Consider the following 15,912-nt stretch of genomic DNA (forward strand, 5'->3'; position numbering starts at 1 on the left):
ACTACACTACCCTTATATCCATTGGTGAAAAGTCATTGCTTAAAACATGAGTTGCACAGGAAACACAGGGATCAAAAGACCTAATCACTCTTCCTATTTCAGTAGGATTTTTAGGATTATCAACATATGTACCAATCAATGCTTCCTCTAAAGCACCTAGAGTTCCATTGGAATCCTTTGGTGATAAATTCCAGGCACTAGGCGTTATTATTGTATAATTTTTTATCTCATTTTCTTCAATATTTACATAATGTCCAAGAGTTCCTCTTGTTGTATCTACAAACCCATATCCTACAGCATTTTTAGGTAAAGTATATGCCTTATTGGTACTATCTTTAGGTAATATTTCATCTAAAAGCTGTAGCATAATATTTGCAATTTTTTTAGCTTCTAATACTCTTGCTACAATTCTATTCATAGTTGAAATTCCTTTTCTATAATCTCCACTTATATACATTCTAGCCAAGGGTCCTACTTGCATTGCATATCCTTTATATCTAGGAGCTTTTATAAAACTATATGCCCCTTCTTTAAAAGGATCTGACTGCCAATTATTATCTTCTATGTTTAATGTATTATTCTCTGATTTATACCAAGCTTTATATATATTTTCATTTATATTTTTAATATCTAAAATTTCCTCCTTACCATCTATAATAACTCCCGGAGATACATAATGGATTTCTTCCCCATAGCTGTCGAATACTCCATAGGTCATTAGATTTTTAGGACCTGTTCCTATATTAAAGTAATCATTATAATAATTTGATATTATAAAAACGTCCTCTATCATCTTATTTTCAATAAAGTCTTTAATTTCTGTAACCAAAGCTTTCATCTGAACAATTTTTTGAGCTGTTATATTAACGGTAACTCCTCCTGGAAAAACCCCGTGATTATGCGGTGCTTTTCCCCCTAAAACCGCTGATATTTCATGAGCTTTTCTACTATAGGTTAGAGATTCAAAGTAATGTTCTATAAGCTTTTCACTTTGTTTTTTTGGTATTCTATAATCTTCATGGGTAATTGAATATATTGGATTTATATTAAATCCAGTAACGTAGTCTGGAAGAACATATTGATAAAAATGTCTTAAATGATTTTGCAAAAATTCGCTTCCATGGAGTACATCTTTAATCATTTCTTCATTTCTATCCGCTTGTATGTTATAAGCGTTTTCTAAAGCTTTTGTTGAGCTTACAGAATGAGCTGTAGAACATATACCACAAATTCTTTCAGTGAAATAAATAGCGTCTAGGGGTGGCCTTCCTTTTAACATCTTTTCAAATCCCCTAAAAAGCATTCCTTGACTTTCTACATTTATAATTTTATTACTCTCTATATAAGCTGTTATTTGTAAATATCCACTTATTCTAGTAACAGGGTTGATAACTACCTTATCTGCCACCTAATCCCCTCCAAATTAAATATTTATAAATGGTTCCATACCATCTGGAAAACCTCTCGAGGCACATCCTATGCAGGGAGTATTATCTCCAATAGGCCAATTAACATAATCATTCCACTTCCTTGTAGGACAATCCGTTCTAGTAACAGGTCCCCTGCAACCTAGTTTAAACATACAAGTTTTTTCTCCCACTGACTTTGCAAATATTTTCTTTTCAAAATAGGATCTTCTAGGGCAATTGTCATGTATGGTTACTCCATAAAAAACAATAGGTCTTCTATCCTCATCTAGTTCCATATCTCCAAATAATATTAAATGAGCTATAGTTCCCATAATCCAATCTGGATGAGCTGGACACCCTGGTACCCTAATTGCTTCACGATTAATTTCATTTTTTATATATTCAAAAGCACTTATACATCCCGTGGGATTAGGTCTTGCTGCTGAAATACCACCATAGCAAGCACAGGTACCAACAGCAAGTATATATTTTGCTTTAATTGCAGTTCTTTTCACTTCCTCCATACCCGTTATAATTTGACCTTTATAATTTCCCACAATGTTATAAATCCCATTATCCTTAGTGGATATAGCTCCATCCACTATAAGAATAAATTCTGTATTAAGGGTAGCTAATAATTCTTCATAAACCTCTTCTCCCTGGGATTTCATAAGGCTATTATTGTATTTGAAATTCACCATGTCTGTTAAAAAATAGCCTACATTAGGAGCACATCCATCTAGCAAAGAAATTATATTTCCAGAACAACCTGATGCTTCAATCCACACTAAGTTCATCTTTTTCTTATTTTCCATCTCTATTTGAGAAACTGCTGCCTCTACCAATTCTTTTGCAGTGGAAGATTTAGATTTCATTACTGGACACATATTATTAGGCAATGCCACTACTCCCTTCAGTTTTCAATATTCCAATCTTTTCTAATTCTTTTAAAACCTCTTCTTTATTATGACAGGAACTAATTTCTTTACTTAAATCCCTTCCTGCTCTTAAACCAAAATGAGTTCCTCCTGCCCATGCTGCATTATAAGTCACATCATAAACTATTCCATCAACTGATACATAGGCTTTATTTCCACCTTTGCCATCATACTTTTCCAACTCTTGTAAAGTAAAATTCTGTGAAGCCTCACTTCTATAAATCTCATTTATGGTTTTTAAATCTCTCATATTTCTTAAAAAGTTTTCCAAACCGTTAATTTGGTACTTCTCATACTTAATTAAATTTTCATAATACATTCTATGGTATCTATTAATGCTCATATTCCTTAAACTCTGAAGGTTATATACATTACATTTCATTCTATTTATTAGTTCTTCACAATATTTTAAATTCACAGGATTATCCTCCTAAAAAATAGCACTTTTTAATAATATGATTTTTATAAAGAATTTATAATATATTTATAGGAAAACTTCAAATCTTATAATATTTAAGTTATTATAAAAGAGTATGTAAAATTAACGGTTAAAATTTTCACTTTGAAAGAAGGTATATTATTGAACAAAAAGATGGCTTTAAGTATTATAAGAAGACAATATGAAGAAGATATTGACAAAAACAGAAATCTTAAAAATTCAAAAAAATTTTTTGATATGAATGAAAAAGAAGAATATACACTGGACGATGAAACTTGGACTGATATGGATATGGATAGTGTTTATAAAAAGTTAGATAGAACTTATAGTACATTAGGAGAATCCGTTCTATATTATATGCTAAGAAATCCGCTAAAAGATGAAGAAAAATTAAAAGATAGGGATAAGCTCATTGAATTATTTAAAAGTGATGCAAACTTAAGAGAAAAGCTCTTATGTATATTCTTTGAATTGGGCAATGATACAAAGAATGCTTTTTTAGATATGATAGAAAGTGAGCTTGTAGTAAATAAGTTTAAATATTATTTATATACCCTATTGGGCAAAATACTTCCTATAATATCCGTTCTTCTAATTATATTTTTTGGTGAAAAATATGCCATAATGATATTTGCCACTAGTGGTTTAAATATGTTTATAAATTCTAGGGAAAGATATACTATTAAATCTCGTGGTATAGTATATTTAAAAGACATTATAAGATCCGCTAATAAAATATCCAGCATAAAAGACCCTAATTTGAAAGAGTATACAGATAAAATTAAAAATGATCTTAAACATGTTAAAAATATTGATATAAGCTTATTTTTAATAGGCATTATTGATTCTTTTGGAGGATTTTTTGAAGCTGTTTCCCCAGTATTTCTCATAGAAGAATGTGCTTATTATAAAGTATCTGGAGTTTTAAAGGAAAAAAAGGAATATTTAATGAATATATTTTTTACTGCAGGTGAACTAGAAGCCATGCTATCTATAGCTGGTTATCAACACAATTTAAAACAACACTATGTGAAACCAAGCTTTACTGACGAGGTTTCATTAAATATTAAAGAGGGAATTCACCCACTTTTAGATAATCCAGTGGCAAATTCTATCTCCATTAAGGACAAAGGCATAGTACTTACTGGTACAAATATGTCGGGCAAGTCAACTTTTTTAAGAATGCTAGGCATAAACATACTATTATCACAAACCTTTTATTTTGCATTAGCCAAGGATTATAAGGCTTCATTTTTTAATATAGTATCATCAATTAGTCCTAATGATGATTTATCTAAAGGTAAAAGTTATTATATGGCTGAAGCTGAAGGAATACTTAGAATAGTTAATGCTCTTAATAAAGAATTGCCTTTATTTTGTCCTATAGATGAAATATTTAGAGGTACCAACCCCATAGAGAGAATTGCCATGTCAGCAGAAATATTATCCTATTTAAACAACGGAAAAACCATTCCTATTGTGGCTACCCATGATAGGGAATTAGTTGATATTTTAAAGGATAGTTATGAATTCTATTATTTTAGTGAAGATATCGATAACAAAAATGGTTTAAGCTTTGATTATAAACTTAAAGTTGGAGTTTCTAAGACTAGAAATGCAATAAGACTTTTAGAGTATATTGGCTATCCAAAAGAAATAACAGAAAAAGCACATAAAAGAGCCGAAACCATTAAGGGATTTATCTAGCTATTTATCAACTTTATAGAATAAAAAGTAACTAGGTTGCTGGAGTAACCTAGTTACTTTCTATGTGTTTAGAAAATTTTTAATGAGTTAGTCAAAATATATTTAACTACATTGAGCGAGCGAGTTAATATATTTTTTTAATTTTAATTATACTGATTAAATTTAATTTTCTTATACCACCCCCATTATGGCTAATATGATTGCTATAATAGTACCAGCTATAGGGATTATAACTGAAACCATTCCTATATCTAGATAGGATTCTTTGTGTGTTAAGCCGCATATTCCCAGCAATGTAATAACTGCTCCATTATGAGGCAATGTGTCAAGACCACCACAAGCAAGAGTTGCTATTCTGTGGAGAACTTGGGGATTTATTCCCTGCTGCAATGCAATATCATAGTAGGTTTTTCCTAAGGTTCCTAATGCAATACTCATTCCCCCTGATGCTGATCCTGTTATACCTGCCAATATATTAACGGAAAGAGCTTCAGAAATAATTGGATTGCTTGATATTCCAAGGATAGCCATTTTAACAATTTCAAATGCTGCCAAAGTTTGAATTACATTTCCATAACCAACTTCTGATGCAGTATTAAGTATTGCTAAAAGTGATCCTATAGCCCCATCATTAACACATTTTTTAACTTCCTTAAATCTTTTGTAATTAAGAACTATAGCTACAATTATTGATATTACTAATGCAATAATTAAACTCCATGTACCTGATACGCTTGATAAACTTGTATTATATGGAGCCTGAGTTAGATATTCTCCATTATACTTTCCTGCAACAAAAACTGATCTTGACAAAACAAAGTTAATAATAAGGACTAATAATATAGGAGTCATTGCAACTATAAATGATGGTAATTGACTTTCATCAAATTCGATAATTTTATCTTTTTCATGATTTCCATAACCTTCACCTGCAGCTGCGGCCTTTTTAGCTCTATAAGTTAACCAAGCCAATCCTCCTCCTCCCATAACTATACCTGCTGCAATACCTAGTATAGGGGCTGCATATCCATTTGTTCCGAAAAAAGGCATTGGTATTGCATTTTGTATTTGAGGTGTTCCTGGTAATGCTGTCATTGTAAATGTAAAAGCACCTAATGCAATTGAACCCGGAATCAACCTCTTTGGAATATTAGCTTCCCTAAATAATGCAACAGCTATTGGGTAAACTGCAAAAGCAACAACAAATAATGAAACTCCACCATATGTCAATATGGCACAGGAAAGAACTACTGCAATAATAGCCTTGTCTTTTCCTAATTTTTTAGCTATAGTGTGAGAAATAGCTTTAGCTGCTCCTGAATCATCCATTACCTTACCAAAGATAGCTCCTAGTAAGAATATTGGGAAGTATGATTTAACATATCCCGCCAGTGATTTCATAAATACTTCTGTAAAAGTAGCCATTAAAGGAACACCTTGTCCACCAATGCTGCTCATTAAAGCTGCAAATAACGCCAATACTGGTGCAAGAATTAGTACTGTTATTCCTCTATAAGCCAGATACATGAGTAATATTAATGATAAAATAATCCCTATAACTCCAAACATAATATCTCACCTTTCTTTTATTAATTTAAGGTTTATGTTTTTTATTTTAAGCCCATAGGCTGATCTAAAAATATTCTTTCATCCATCAGTTTTAAATCTTTTGATATGATGGGTTTAAAATCCATTTGACTCAATATATCCTTTTCTAAATCCATACCTGGAGCAATTTCAATTAATGTTAATCCATCTTCTTCTAGTCTAAATACTGCTCTTTCAGTTATATACAGTACAGACTGTCTAGTTTCTCGTGCATATTCCCCACTAAAAGTGATTTGCTCTACATGGTTAACGAATTTTTTTGCTTTGCCTTCCTTTTCAATTGTTAACTTTTTATCATCGATTTTCACCTTTAATCCACCTGCTGTAAAGGTACCACAGAATACCATCTTCTTTGAATTTTGAGAAATGTTTATGAATCCTCCACAACCCGGTATCTTAGGTCCAAATTTACTTACATTTATATTTCCATATTTATCACATTGCGCCAATCCTAAGAAGGCTGAATCCACTCCTCCTCCATCGTAGAAATCAAATTGATTAGCTTGATCTAATATAGCCTCTACATTTGTTGATGCTCCGAAACTCAATCCTCCTGCTGGCACTCCTCCTATAGGTCCCGCTTCTACAGTTAGAGTTAAAGTTTCTCCTATGCCTTCCTCATTTGCCACAATGGATACTCCCTCTGGTATTCCTATGCCTAAATTAACTATTGAGTTTTTACTAAGCTCCATGGCAGCACGCCTTGATATTACCTTTCTTTCATCTAATGGTAGTGGTGGAATATTATCTAATGGTAATTTTATTTCTCCTGAGTAAGAGGCATTATATTTTTCTGAAAAGGTCATAAAATTATTTTCTTCCTTTCCTATAACTACAGCATCCACGCATATACCTGGAATCTTAACCAACTTTGGATCTAATGTGCCATTTTTTACAACCTTCTCAACCTGAACAATTACTATACCACCTGAATTTTTAACTGCTTGTGCTATGGATACACATTCTAATACAACTGCCTCTTTTTCCATACTAATATTTCCTTTTTCATCTGCATAAGTTCCTTTTAATAAGGCTACATTAATGGGGAACGCCTTATATAATAATCTTTCCTGCCCTTCAATATTTACTAGTTTCACTATATCTTCTTTGGTTACTTCGTTTAATTTTCCGCCCTCTATTCTCGGGTCTACAAAAGTTTTTAATCCAACATGGGTGATTGTCCCTATTTTTCTTGCTGCTATGTCTCTGAATAAATGAGCAATAACTCCTTGTGGTAAGTTATAAGCCTCTATTTTGTTTTCATTTGCTAACTTTTGAAGTTTAGGAACAAGTCCCCAGTGTCCTCCTATTACTTTTTTAACCAATCCTTCATGACCAAAATGGTTGATTCCTCTGTCTTTTGAATCACCTTGTCCAGCTGCATAAACTAAGGTTAAATCTCTTGGATATCCTTCCTCCATAAACTTTTTTTCTATAGCACAACTTAGCTCCTCTGGATGTAACGAACCGACAAAGCCGCCAATGGCTACAGTATCTCCGTCTTTAATCATGTCTATAGCTTGTCTTACAGTTATAACTTTTGAAATCATAATTTATGCCCTCCCCTATAAAATTTCCTATAACTATGTATCAGCAATAACCGTGCCATTAATTAAAAATAAAATTTTCATTAGAAATTATAGGGTTTGTTAAGCAAATATCAATTTTCTCACTTAAATATATATAAAATTCAGAATTTATCTGCAATTATTGTAAGATTTTCCTTACACTCTCTACCTTTTATTTAAAAAAAGTGTAGTGATTTACTTACACTACACTTTTTTTCGACAACTTTATTGTAAGGATATACGTACAATTTTATTTAATTATATGAAAATTCCGTGTTTTTCAATTTTTTCGTATAAAGAAGTTCTACTTATATTTAGTTTTTTAGCCACCATAGATTTATTCCAATTACAAGCAATTAAAGCCTTTAATATTGCATCTTTTTCAGCTTCATTTACAATATCATTTAAGCTAATATTTTCAAACTCATATTTCTTTTCCCTTATCTCTTTAGGAAGGTGTTTTACTTCAATTAAATTTCCATACTCAACAAGATTTATTGCTCTTTCTATTGTATTTTCTAATTGTCTTACTCCACCATCCCATTTATAGTTCATAAGACAATGTACAGCATCCTTAGACAGTCCTTTAATTTTTTTATTCAATTTTGTAGAAACCTTTTCTGTTAAATAATTTGATAATATTTCAATGTCTTCAGGTCTTTCTCTTAGTGGAGGTATATTTATTGTGACCACATTCAATCTATAATATAAATCTTCTCTAAAGTTACCTTCTTTTATCATTCCCTCTAAATTTCTATTTGTTGCCGCAATTATTCTCACGTCTATTTTCTTAGTTCTTGTAGACCCAACCCTCTCTACTTCCTTCTCCTGTAATACTCTTAATAATTTTGCTTGCATGTGGAGTGGCATATCCCCTATTTCATCAAGAAATATGGTTCCTTTATTAGCTAATTCAAATTTTCCCATTTTACCTTCTTTTCTAGCTCCAGTAAAAGACCCTCCTTCATATCCAAAAAGTTCTGCTTCTAATAGATCAATCGGAATGGCTGCACAATTTACTTTTACAAAATTAGCATAGGCTCTTTCGCTAGCCCTATGTATAGCATGAGCAAAAAGTTCCTTTCCAGTACCACTCTCACCTCTTAAAAGTACATTGGAATCTGTTTGTGCTGACTTCTTAGCTAATTTTTTTGCCTGCATAAAAGATTTACTATTTCCTATGAGATTATCAAAACAATATGAAGCACTATTACTATGCTCGAATTCTCCTTTGTATTTCTTGTATTCATCTTCAATATTTCTTATTTTATTGTATAGTAAATCAAGTTCTTTAACATTCTTAAATAAAATCTTCCCAATAACAGCCACTAATTCGCCATTTTCGATTACGGGAATTCTTGTTGCAATCATATATCTCCCTTTTATCTTTTGAAGTTGAGCTGTTTCTTGAATTCTGGTTTTAGCTACTATATGCATACGAGTATTTTCTATAACCTCTGTTACATGTCTCCCAATAGCCCAATCCTGTTCAATTTCTAAAAATTCTGTATATGATTCATTTATCATGGTTATAATTCCATTTTTATCTATAACAATTATGCCGTCATATGCCATCTCTAAAGTATAATTAAGGATTCTAATCATACTTCTTTCCTTATTAATATCGTTATTTAATTCTTCCGATTCTGTTATGTCATATATCAATAACATATATCCACTTTTAATGTTTGCTTTTTTTACAGGCATGGTATGGATATTTAATATTTTATTATTAATTATTATTTTATCATTGTATTTTTTTGTTACATATTCATCTATTCCATACATATCATCTATATTTAAAGAAGGTATTATTTCTTTTAAATATTTATTCTTGCTCCCATCTAGGTTAAAAATAGTTTTACTTTTTTCATTAAACATAGAGATTTCTCCTAAATTATTAACTACAATCATTCCTACATCCATATTATCGAGTAAATTTTCTAATAGATTATCAATCATAAAATTTCTCCCCTTTTCACATAATAATATCTTTATATCTTTGAGAGATATTGTAACTAATATGTGACAGTATTTCACTATAAAATTACAAAAGGCATGTATTTTTTACATGCCTTTTACTTATTAGTTATCTTATTGGCGCTAAAGCTTTTGCTTGTCCATCAATAACAACTTTTCCATGCTGATTGATAACTGTAGTCTTTAATATTACTCTATTTTTCTCTTCATTCTTGTCTACAACCTCAGCTATAGCTGTACAAGTGTCCCCTATTTTGACAGGAGCTAAAAATCTCAATTCTTGACTCATATAAATTGTGCCTGGTCCTGGCAAATACATGCCCAAAACTGTTGAAATTAAACTTGATACCAACATCCCATGGCATATCCTTCCTTTAAACATAGTCTTTTCAGCTTCCACTTGATTTACATGGGCTGGATTTAAGTCCCCTGATATTCCTGCAAATAAATAAACATCAGTATCAGTTAAGGTTTTACTGAAGGAAGCCTTATCCCCAATATTAATTTCCCCTATTGTTTTTCCAATCATAACAATACCTCCTAATTACTATTTTTTCTTTTAATAATATTTAGTAGCAATTAATGTGCCAATGATTATAATTTTTTTATTGACAATTAACTTAGCCTTGTATATACTGTATATATACAACATATACAGTATATACGTTATAAACAGTTCGTAGTAAAGGAGTGTAACTATGAATATAATAATATCCAATTCTTCCGGGGAGCCAATATATGAGCAAATAACAAATCAAATAAAATCCTTAATACTGACAGGTGAGTTAAGAGAAGGTGATAACCTTCCCTCCATAAGAAATTTAGCTCAAGGATTGAGAATAAGTGTTATAACTACTAAAAGAGCTTATGAAGAACTAGAAAAAGAAGGCTTTATACAAACTGTCCCTGGAAAAGGTTCCTTTGTTGCAGGTCAAAATAAAGAGCTGCTTAAAGAAAAACGAATGAGGATCATAGAAGAAAAACTCTCAGAAGTTGTGGATGAGAGTAAACTAATAGGCCTAAGCCTAAAGGAAATTATAGAGATCTTAAAAATTTTATATGATTAATTAGGAGGTATTTTATTATGAACAATATACTTGAAATTAATAATTTAAGAAAAGAATATAAAAATTTTGCATTAAAAGATATAAGTTTTAATCTAGAAAGAGGATATATTATGGGATTTATAGGACCAAATGGTGCTGGAAAAAGTACAACTATAAAGCTCATAATGAATCTTATAAAGAAAAATGCTGGGGAAATCAAAATATTTGGTAAAGACAACTTAAAATATGAAAAAGAAATTAAGGAAAAAATGGGCTTTGTTTACGATGAAAACTATTATTATGAACACTTAACTATAAATGAGATAAAAAGAATAATATCTCCATTTTATAAATATTGGGATGATAATACTTATAATAAATACATTAAGGATTTTGATTTAGATCCTAAAAAGAAAATTAAAGCTCTTTCAAAAGGTATGAAAATGAAATTTTCTTTAGCTATAGCCCTATCCCATAATGCGGATTTAATAATTATGGATGAGCCTACTTCAGGACTTGATCCTGTTTTTAGACAAGAAATTTTAGACATACTATACGCCTTAATACAAGATGAGAATAAAAGCGTGTTTTTCTCAACTCATATAACTACAGATCTTGAGAAAATAGCAGATTATATAACCTTTATAAACAAAGGAGAAATAGTTTTTTCAAAACCTAAGGATGAAATAATGGAAAGTTATGCTATAGTTAAAGGCCCAAAAGAATTTATAGATAGGGAATTAGAAAAAGAATTTATAAAAGTTAGAAAAACTTCCTTTGGATTTGAGGCCTTAACTGATAACGTAAGTAAAACACACAAATTATTTGCCAACGAAAATGTAGTTATTGATAGGGCTTCATTAGAAGACATCATGGTTTATACTGCCAATAAATAAAAAGAGGTGTTAAAATGTTTAATTTAATTGCTAAAGATATATTAGTGCAGAAAGGAAGCTTAATTGGTATATTGATATACTTGCTTATATGTTCCTATTCTTTTAGAAGCATGCCTAATGGAATAATGTTAGGCTTAGTAACAGTAACCATAGTTTTCTTTTTCATTACAGGATCTTACGCTTACGACGAAAGAAATAAAAGTCATGTTGTATTGAATAGTCTTCCTATTACAAGAAAAGAACTGATAATTTCCAAATATATTTCAGTAATAATTTACAATATAATTGCCTTAAGCATAATGACATTATTTATGTTTGCGTCAAAATTTTTGAATTTACCTTTGACTATACATTTTTTCACCTTAAAGGATATAGTTAATCTTTTTATAACATCATTATTGTTAGCTTCCTTTATGTTTCCTGTATATTCAAAATTTGGCTATATTAAAAGTAAAGTAGTAACCTTTATAACTTACTTTAGCTTCTTTACAATAGCAAATGTTTTATCCAATATTTCCGATAAAGAAACTATAAATATATTTTCTAATCTTTTACAAACTCTTTCTAATAACACATATATACTTTTAATTATGGCATTAGTAATTTATCTTCTATCTATGTATTTTTGCATGAAAATCTATGTTAATAAAGAACTAGATTAAATATATTATAAAAGGGTGATTTTATGTTAAATTTAATAATTAAAGATATACTTCTTCAAAGAAAGATTACTTTTATAACTATTCCCTACTCTATTTTGATGATTATTGTAAGTATTTTTGCTGGAGCAAATAAAATATTACCGATTTATACTCTTGGCATTATCATAACCGTTTACCTTTCAGTTCAATATATAATAGGATATGAAGAAAAAAATCAATCTTCTTTAATAATAGCAAGTCTCCCTATAAACAGAGATAATATAGTTATTTCAAAATATTTGTCTTCACTATTACTAATGATTATGAATATATCTATATTTTTAATTCCTTTTTTCTTACTTAATGTTTTTTTCATTGCTCAACCAATAGAATTTACGGATTATGCAATAATGTTAATTTGTATATCAATCATATTATTAACTTATTCAGTATACTTCCCACTATATTTCAAATTTGGACATGCGGTTGTTAGGATTTTTCCTTTTGTCATATATTTAGGAGGGTTAATGTTGCCTGGATTTTTACAAAAATTGATCGAGAAAAATAATCCTATAATGAAAAATATAATAAATATTATGGCCTCTAATCCAGCCAAATTCCTCGCTATATTTTTGCTATTTTCCTTGACTACATTGTTCATATCATTATTATTATCTTTAAATGTATATAAAAATAGAGATTTATAAAAGGAAAGGCGTGAAGTTTAACACGCCTTTATTTATTGGTATTTTAATGTGCCACAATGGCAACAATATTAAATATCATGTTTTTTAAAAAATTGCCTTTAATAATAACAAAAAACCGCCTCTATCCTGGCTACTACATTTATTTCTCCTGGAACTATTGGAGTTGATGCTGAATAAGCCTTTAGGTCTATGGTGGATTCTCCAACTTCTCTTAAACTTTTTTCAACTATGCTCACAGGTGTTCTGTTTAGCTGAACATTTAATGTATTGCTTACTTCTACAGCCTTTAACACCACATCTGTTATGGCTAGCTTCAATGCTTTATTGTAGTATGAATCTATGTTTTCCGCAGTAAATTTTATATTGCTAACACTGTTAGCTCCACTTTGCACTGCTTTGTCCACCACTTCCCCTACTTTATTAATGTCTCTTACTTTAACATTTAAAATATTTGACACTTTATATCCTCTAAACTTCTGTCTCCCTTCAACAAAATCATATTGAGGTTCTATATTGTAACTGGATGTACTTATGTCCTCTTCATTTATCCCTATACTCTTTAACCCTTCTATAACCCTATTAGTCCTTATTGCGTTCTCCTTTTGAGCTTTTTCTAAATTCTTATCTTCCGTTATTACTCCCATAGTTACAATAGCTATGTCTGGCTCAACTTTTAAAACCCCTAATCCATTTAATCTCATTCTTCCCTTTTCAAAATTATGCTGCCTCGGTGAGTAATAATTATTATTATAATCCATAAGAAAAACCTCCAAAACATATAATTATTACATTATATGTAAGAAGGTTCAATATGTTTATGTTTATATCATGCCACCATCTATCGTTATTATTTGACCAGTTATATATTTTGAAGAATTGCTACATAAGAATACTACTGCTTTTCCTATATCCTCACACTCTCCAAATTTACATAGTGGAATTTCTTCCTCAAGGCTTTTTCTTTCTTCTCCAGATAACCAGCAATTCATTTCAGTGTTGATTACCCCAGGAGAAATGGCATTAACTCTAATATTAGAAGGTCCCAATTCCTTAGCTAGTGCCTTAGTAAAAGAGTTTACCCCTCCCTTTGATGCTGAATAAATAACCTCACAGGAAGCACCAACATTTCCCCACATGGAAGATATGTTTATTATAATTCCTTCTTTTTTTTCTAACATATATGGGACAGAATTACGACAACAATTAAATACTCCTTTTAAATTTGTATTTATAATTTCATCCCAATCCTCTTCCTTAGAATCTATAAAAAGTCCAACCTTAGAGATTCCTGCATTATTAATCAATATATCTATTTTCCCAAATTTGCTTATCATATCTTCAATCATTTTTTTAGAATCTTTATAGGAACTTACATCACATTTGTAAATTTCCCCGTATCCGCCTAGGCTCTTAACTACATTTAAAGTTTCTTTTGCGGAATTTTCATCTTTTCTATAATTAATTATTACAGAATATCCTGCTTTTGCAAGTTCTATGACTATCCCTTTGCCTATTCCTCTAGATCCACCTGTGACTAGTGCTACCTTATTCATTTCTACACATCCTTTTAGTAAATGTCACAATCGTTCATTCTGCTTAATGTATTAATTAGAGTAAAAATTATGGATGCAGCCAAGTTTGCAGTAACATTATCTGAATCAAACCTTGGAGAAACCTCTGCTATATCGAAACTCACTACCTTATTATATCTTAAAATATATTTTAAAAATATTAAAGCTTTTTCTGGATCTAACCCTAAAGGCTGAATAGCACTTACTCCTGGTGCAAAAGCGGAAGAAAAGACATCACTACATATAGTTACATAAATATAATCCTGATGCTTAATAAATTCACCCAATTTTTCTAGGATACTCCAATTGTCGCTATATAAAACATCCTTAGCTAAAATATATTGAACTCCTAGCCTTTCTGCTGTTTTAAAAAGCTCTACAGTGTTACTGTGCTTTTGAACTCCAATACAAAAATATGAATAAGGTAGATTTTCCCCATTACATATATCTGCTATTTGTCTAAACATCGTACCTGAACTGCCCCCATTTGGGTAAGGTCTTATGTCAAAGTGAGCATCAAAATTTATTATACCGATTTTAGGTTTATCCTCAACTTTTCTAATATTATTTAATACTCCACTATAGTTTCCAAAGGCGGTTTCGTGTCCTCCTCCCATTACTATTGGAAATAAATTTAAATCCAAAATTTTATCTACACATTTTGAAAGTAGACTTTGACTTTCTTCTAATGTTATATCTTCGCAATATACATTTCCCATGTCAAAGATCTTCACCTCTTCATTGAAACAACAAGGTAAATTAGCTAACTCTTCCCTAATGCTATCTGGTCCCTTCGCAGCCCCAGCTCTTCCCTTATTTCTTTTTACTCCTTCATCACAACAAAAACCTATGAGAGCAAAACCTAATTTCCATGTAAAAGGAGTTAAATCCTCTCTATCTAAATCAACACACTCTACCCACTGATGCCATCTAAAAGCATCAAAATTAGTTTCACTATCTATTCTTCCCTGCCATATTTCTTCATTTACCACTCTATAGTTTTTACCAAACATTTTATCCTCCCCCATTTTCAGCTATATATATATAGATTATATAATAATAAGAAATTATAGGCTACTGATAATTATATCAGCAGCCCGTCTTTTTTCAGTCTTCTATTAATCTTCTACCACTGGTAAGTTTTGAAGATAGCTATCCTTATCTTTATCTGGTAAGCTATCTAAAAATTCCTTCCCTAGCTTTGAAACCTCTGGAGATACTCCTTTTATTGCCGTTTGTTTAGATAAATAAAGTGCTTGTTCTTTAGATACGGTTTCTCCATTATCTAGTTTATATGCTGTTATATCTCCATTATATCCTCTAACCACTCCTACTATAGTATTAGAAAATGTAAGATCGAAATACATAAAAACACCTCCAAATAAATTATAATAATATTATT

Annotated in this window: 16 protein-coding genes; 5 read left to right on the top strand and 11 right to left on the bottom strand. The window is 30.6% G+C overall.

From position 1 onward, the window contains the following. Position 1 precedes the first annotated feature (1 nt). From RYO54_RS04175 to RYO54_RS04185, 3 genes are read right to left on the bottom strand one after another with little or no spacing between them, the layout of a single operon-like run. Entirely contained in the window at positions 2 to 1,408 is a 1,407-nt protein-coding gene (locus tag RYO54_RS04175; protein ID WP_315116065.1) for a nickel-dependent hydrogenase large subunit, read from the bottom strand. A 15-nt stretch (positions 1,409 to 1,423) separates the two neighbouring features. After that, a complete protein-coding gene (locus RYO54_RS04180) occupies positions 1,424 to 2,284 on the bottom strand; it encodes a hydrogenase small subunit (protein ID WP_399549024.1) in 861 nt (286 codons plus the stop codon). Between the two features lie 16 nt (positions 2,285 to 2,300). After that, the gene (locus tag RYO54_RS04185) at positions 2,301 to 2,765 is read right to left on the bottom strand and encodes a cytochrome b5 domain-containing protein (RefSeq protein ID WP_315116068.1); all 465 of its coding nucleotides are present in this window, start codon (positions 2,763 to 2,765) and stop codon (positions 2,301 to 2,303) included. A 162-nt stretch (positions 2,766 to 2,927) separates the two neighbouring features. On the opposite strand from RYO54_RS04185, the gene RYO54_RS04190 reads away from it, so the two are divergent. After that, positions 2,928 to 4,493: a MutS-related protein gene (locus tag RYO54_RS04190; RefSeq protein WP_315116069.1), complete on the top strand. Its 1,566-nt coding sequence runs from the start codon at positions 2,928 to 2,930 to the stop codon at positions 4,491 to 4,493. A 171-nt stretch (positions 4,494 to 4,664) separates the two neighbouring features. On the opposite strand, the gene RYO54_RS04195 is transcribed toward RYO54_RS04190, so the two are convergent. The 4 genes from RYO54_RS04195 to RYO54_RS04210 all read right to left on the bottom strand — a co-directional run bounded on the left by RYO54_RS04195 (position 4,665) and on the right by RYO54_RS04210 (position 10,178). After that, positions 4,665 to 6,062, bottom strand: coding sequence for a GntP family permease (locus RYO54_RS04195; protein WP_315116072.1), 1,398 nt, complete (start codon positions 6,060 to 6,062; stop codon positions 4,665 to 4,667). A 41-nt stretch (positions 6,063 to 6,103) separates the two neighbouring features. Next, the gene (locus RYO54_RS04200; protein WP_315116074.1) at positions 6,104 to 7,651 is read right to left on the bottom strand and encodes an acyl CoA:acetate/3-ketoacid CoA transferase; all 1,548 of its coding nucleotides are present in this window, start codon (positions 7,649 to 7,651) and stop codon (positions 6,104 to 6,106) included. A gap of 276 nt (positions 7,652 to 7,927) precedes the next feature. Then, on the bottom strand, positions 7,928 to 9,631 hold the full coding sequence (locus RYO54_RS04205; RefSeq protein WP_315116076.1) for a sigma 54-interacting transcriptional regulator: 1,704 nt from the start codon (positions 9,629 to 9,631) through the stop codon (positions 7,928 to 7,930). A 127-nt stretch (positions 9,632 to 9,758) separates the two neighbouring features. Next, positions 9,759 to 10,178: a MaoC family dehydratase gene (locus tag RYO54_RS04210; RefSeq protein ID WP_315116078.1), complete on the bottom strand. Its 420-nt coding sequence runs from the start codon at positions 10,176 to 10,178 to the stop codon at positions 9,759 to 9,761. A gap of 169 nt (positions 10,179 to 10,347) precedes the next feature. On the opposite strand from RYO54_RS04210, the gene RYO54_RS04215 reads away from it, so the two are divergent. From RYO54_RS04215 to RYO54_RS04230, 4 genes are read left to right on the top strand one after another with little or no spacing between them, the layout of a single operon-like run. Continuing rightward, positions 10,348 to 10,716: a GntR family transcriptional regulator gene (locus RYO54_RS04215; RefSeq protein WP_315116080.1), complete on the top strand. Its 369-nt coding sequence runs from the start codon at positions 10,348 to 10,350 to the stop codon at positions 10,714 to 10,716. Positions 10,717 to 10,733: 17 nt separating this feature from the next. Then, positions 10,734 to 11,591: an ABC transporter ATP-binding protein gene (locus RYO54_RS04220; protein ID WP_315116081.1), complete on the top strand. Its 858-nt coding sequence runs from the start codon at positions 10,734 to 10,736 to the stop codon at positions 11,589 to 11,591. 14 nt (positions 11,592 to 11,605) lie between these two features. Next, complete coding sequence (locus tag RYO54_RS04225) at positions 11,606 to 12,253, top strand: ABC-2 transporter permease (protein WP_315116083.1); 648 nt, start codon at positions 11,606 to 11,608, stop codon at positions 12,251 to 12,253. Positions 12,254 to 12,276: 23 nt separating this feature from the next. After that, complete coding sequence (locus RYO54_RS04230) at positions 12,277 to 12,939, top strand: ABC-2 transporter permease (protein WP_315116085.1); 663 nt, start codon at positions 12,277 to 12,279, stop codon at positions 12,937 to 12,939. Between the two features lie 98 nt (positions 12,940 to 13,037). Here RYO54_RS04230 and RYO54_RS04235 read toward each other — a convergent pair whose 3' ends face one another. The 4 genes from RYO54_RS04235 to RYO54_RS04250 all read right to left on the bottom strand — a co-directional run bounded on the left by RYO54_RS04235 (position 13,038) and on the right by RYO54_RS04250 (position 15,877). Further along, positions 13,038 to 13,697, bottom strand: coding sequence for an SIMPL domain-containing protein (locus tag RYO54_RS04235; protein WP_315116087.1), 660 nt, complete (start codon positions 13,695 to 13,697; stop codon positions 13,038 to 13,040). 63 nt (positions 13,698 to 13,760) lie between these two features. Beyond that, positions 13,761 to 14,492, bottom strand: a complete 732-nt coding sequence (gene ymfI, locus RYO54_RS04240; RefSeq protein WP_315116088.1) for an elongation factor P 5-aminopentanone reductase — start codon at positions 14,490 to 14,492, stop codon at positions 13,761 to 13,763. A gap of 14 nt (positions 14,493 to 14,506) precedes the next feature. Continuing rightward, a complete protein-coding gene (hutG, locus tag RYO54_RS04245; RefSeq protein WP_315116090.1) occupies positions 14,507 to 15,523 on the bottom strand; it encodes a formimidoylglutamase in 1,017 nt (338 codons plus the stop codon). A gap of 105 nt (positions 15,524 to 15,628) precedes the next feature. Further along, entirely contained in the window at positions 15,629 to 15,877 is a 249-nt protein-coding gene (locus RYO54_RS04250; protein WP_315116092.1) for a DUF3892 domain-containing protein, read from the bottom strand. Positions 15,878 to 15,912 lie beyond the last annotated feature (35 nt).

Origin of the sequence: uncultured Clostridium sp., assembly GCF_963515715.1 — a bacterium.
Taxonomy (GTDB): Bacteria; Bacillota; Clostridia; order Clostridiales; family Clostridiaceae; genus Clostridium_AW.

Bases quoted from the DNA above. Each gene is read 5' to 3' on its own strand.
- RYO54_RS04215 (WP_315116080.1), top strand. From the start codon at position 10,348: ATGAATATAATAATATCCAATTCTTCCGGGGAGCCAATATATGAGCAA.
- RYO54_RS04205 (WP_315116076.1), bottom strand. From the start codon at position 9,631: ATGATTGATAATCTATTAGAAAATTTACTCGATAATATGGATGTAGGA.
- RYO54_RS04230 (WP_315116085.1), top strand. From the start codon at position 12,277: ATGTTAAATTTAATAATTAAAGATATACTTCTTCAAAGAAAGATTACT.
- RYO54_RS04195 (WP_315116072.1), bottom strand. From the start codon at position 6,062: ATGTTTGGAGTTATAGGGATTATTTTATCATTAATATTACTCATGTAT.
- RYO54_RS04225 (WP_315116083.1), top strand. From the start codon at position 11,606: ATGTTTAATTTAATTGCTAAAGATATATTAGTGCAGAAAGGAAGCTTA.
- RYO54_RS04180 (WP_399549024.1), bottom strand. From the start codon at position 2,284: ATGAAATCTAAATCTTCCACTGCAAAAGAATTGGTAGAGGCAGCAGTT.
- ymfI (WP_315116088.1), bottom strand. From the start codon at position 14,492: ATGAATAAGGTAGCACTAGTCACAGGTGGATCTAGAGGAATAGGCAAA.
- RYO54_RS04200 (WP_315116074.1), bottom strand. From the start codon at position 7,651: ATGATTTCAAAAGTTATAACTGTAAGACAAGCTATAGACATGATTAAA.
- RYO54_RS04220 (WP_315116081.1), top strand. From the start codon at position 10,734: ATGAACAATATACTTGAAATTAATAATTTAAGAAAAGAATATAAAAAT.
- RYO54_RS04250 (WP_315116092.1), bottom strand. From the start codon at position 15,877: ATGTATTTCGATCTTACATTTTCTAATACTATAGTAGGAGTGGTTAGA.
- RYO54_RS04235 (WP_315116087.1), bottom strand. From the start codon at position 13,697: ATGGATTATAATAATAATTATTACTCACCGAGGCAGCATAATTTTGAA.
- RYO54_RS04210 (WP_315116078.1), bottom strand. From the start codon at position 10,178: ATGATTGGAAAAACAATAGGGGAAATTAATATTGGGGATAAGGCTTCC.
- hutG (WP_315116090.1), bottom strand. From the start codon at position 15,523: ATGTTTGGTAAAAACTATAGAGTGGTAAATGAAGAAATATGGCAGGGA.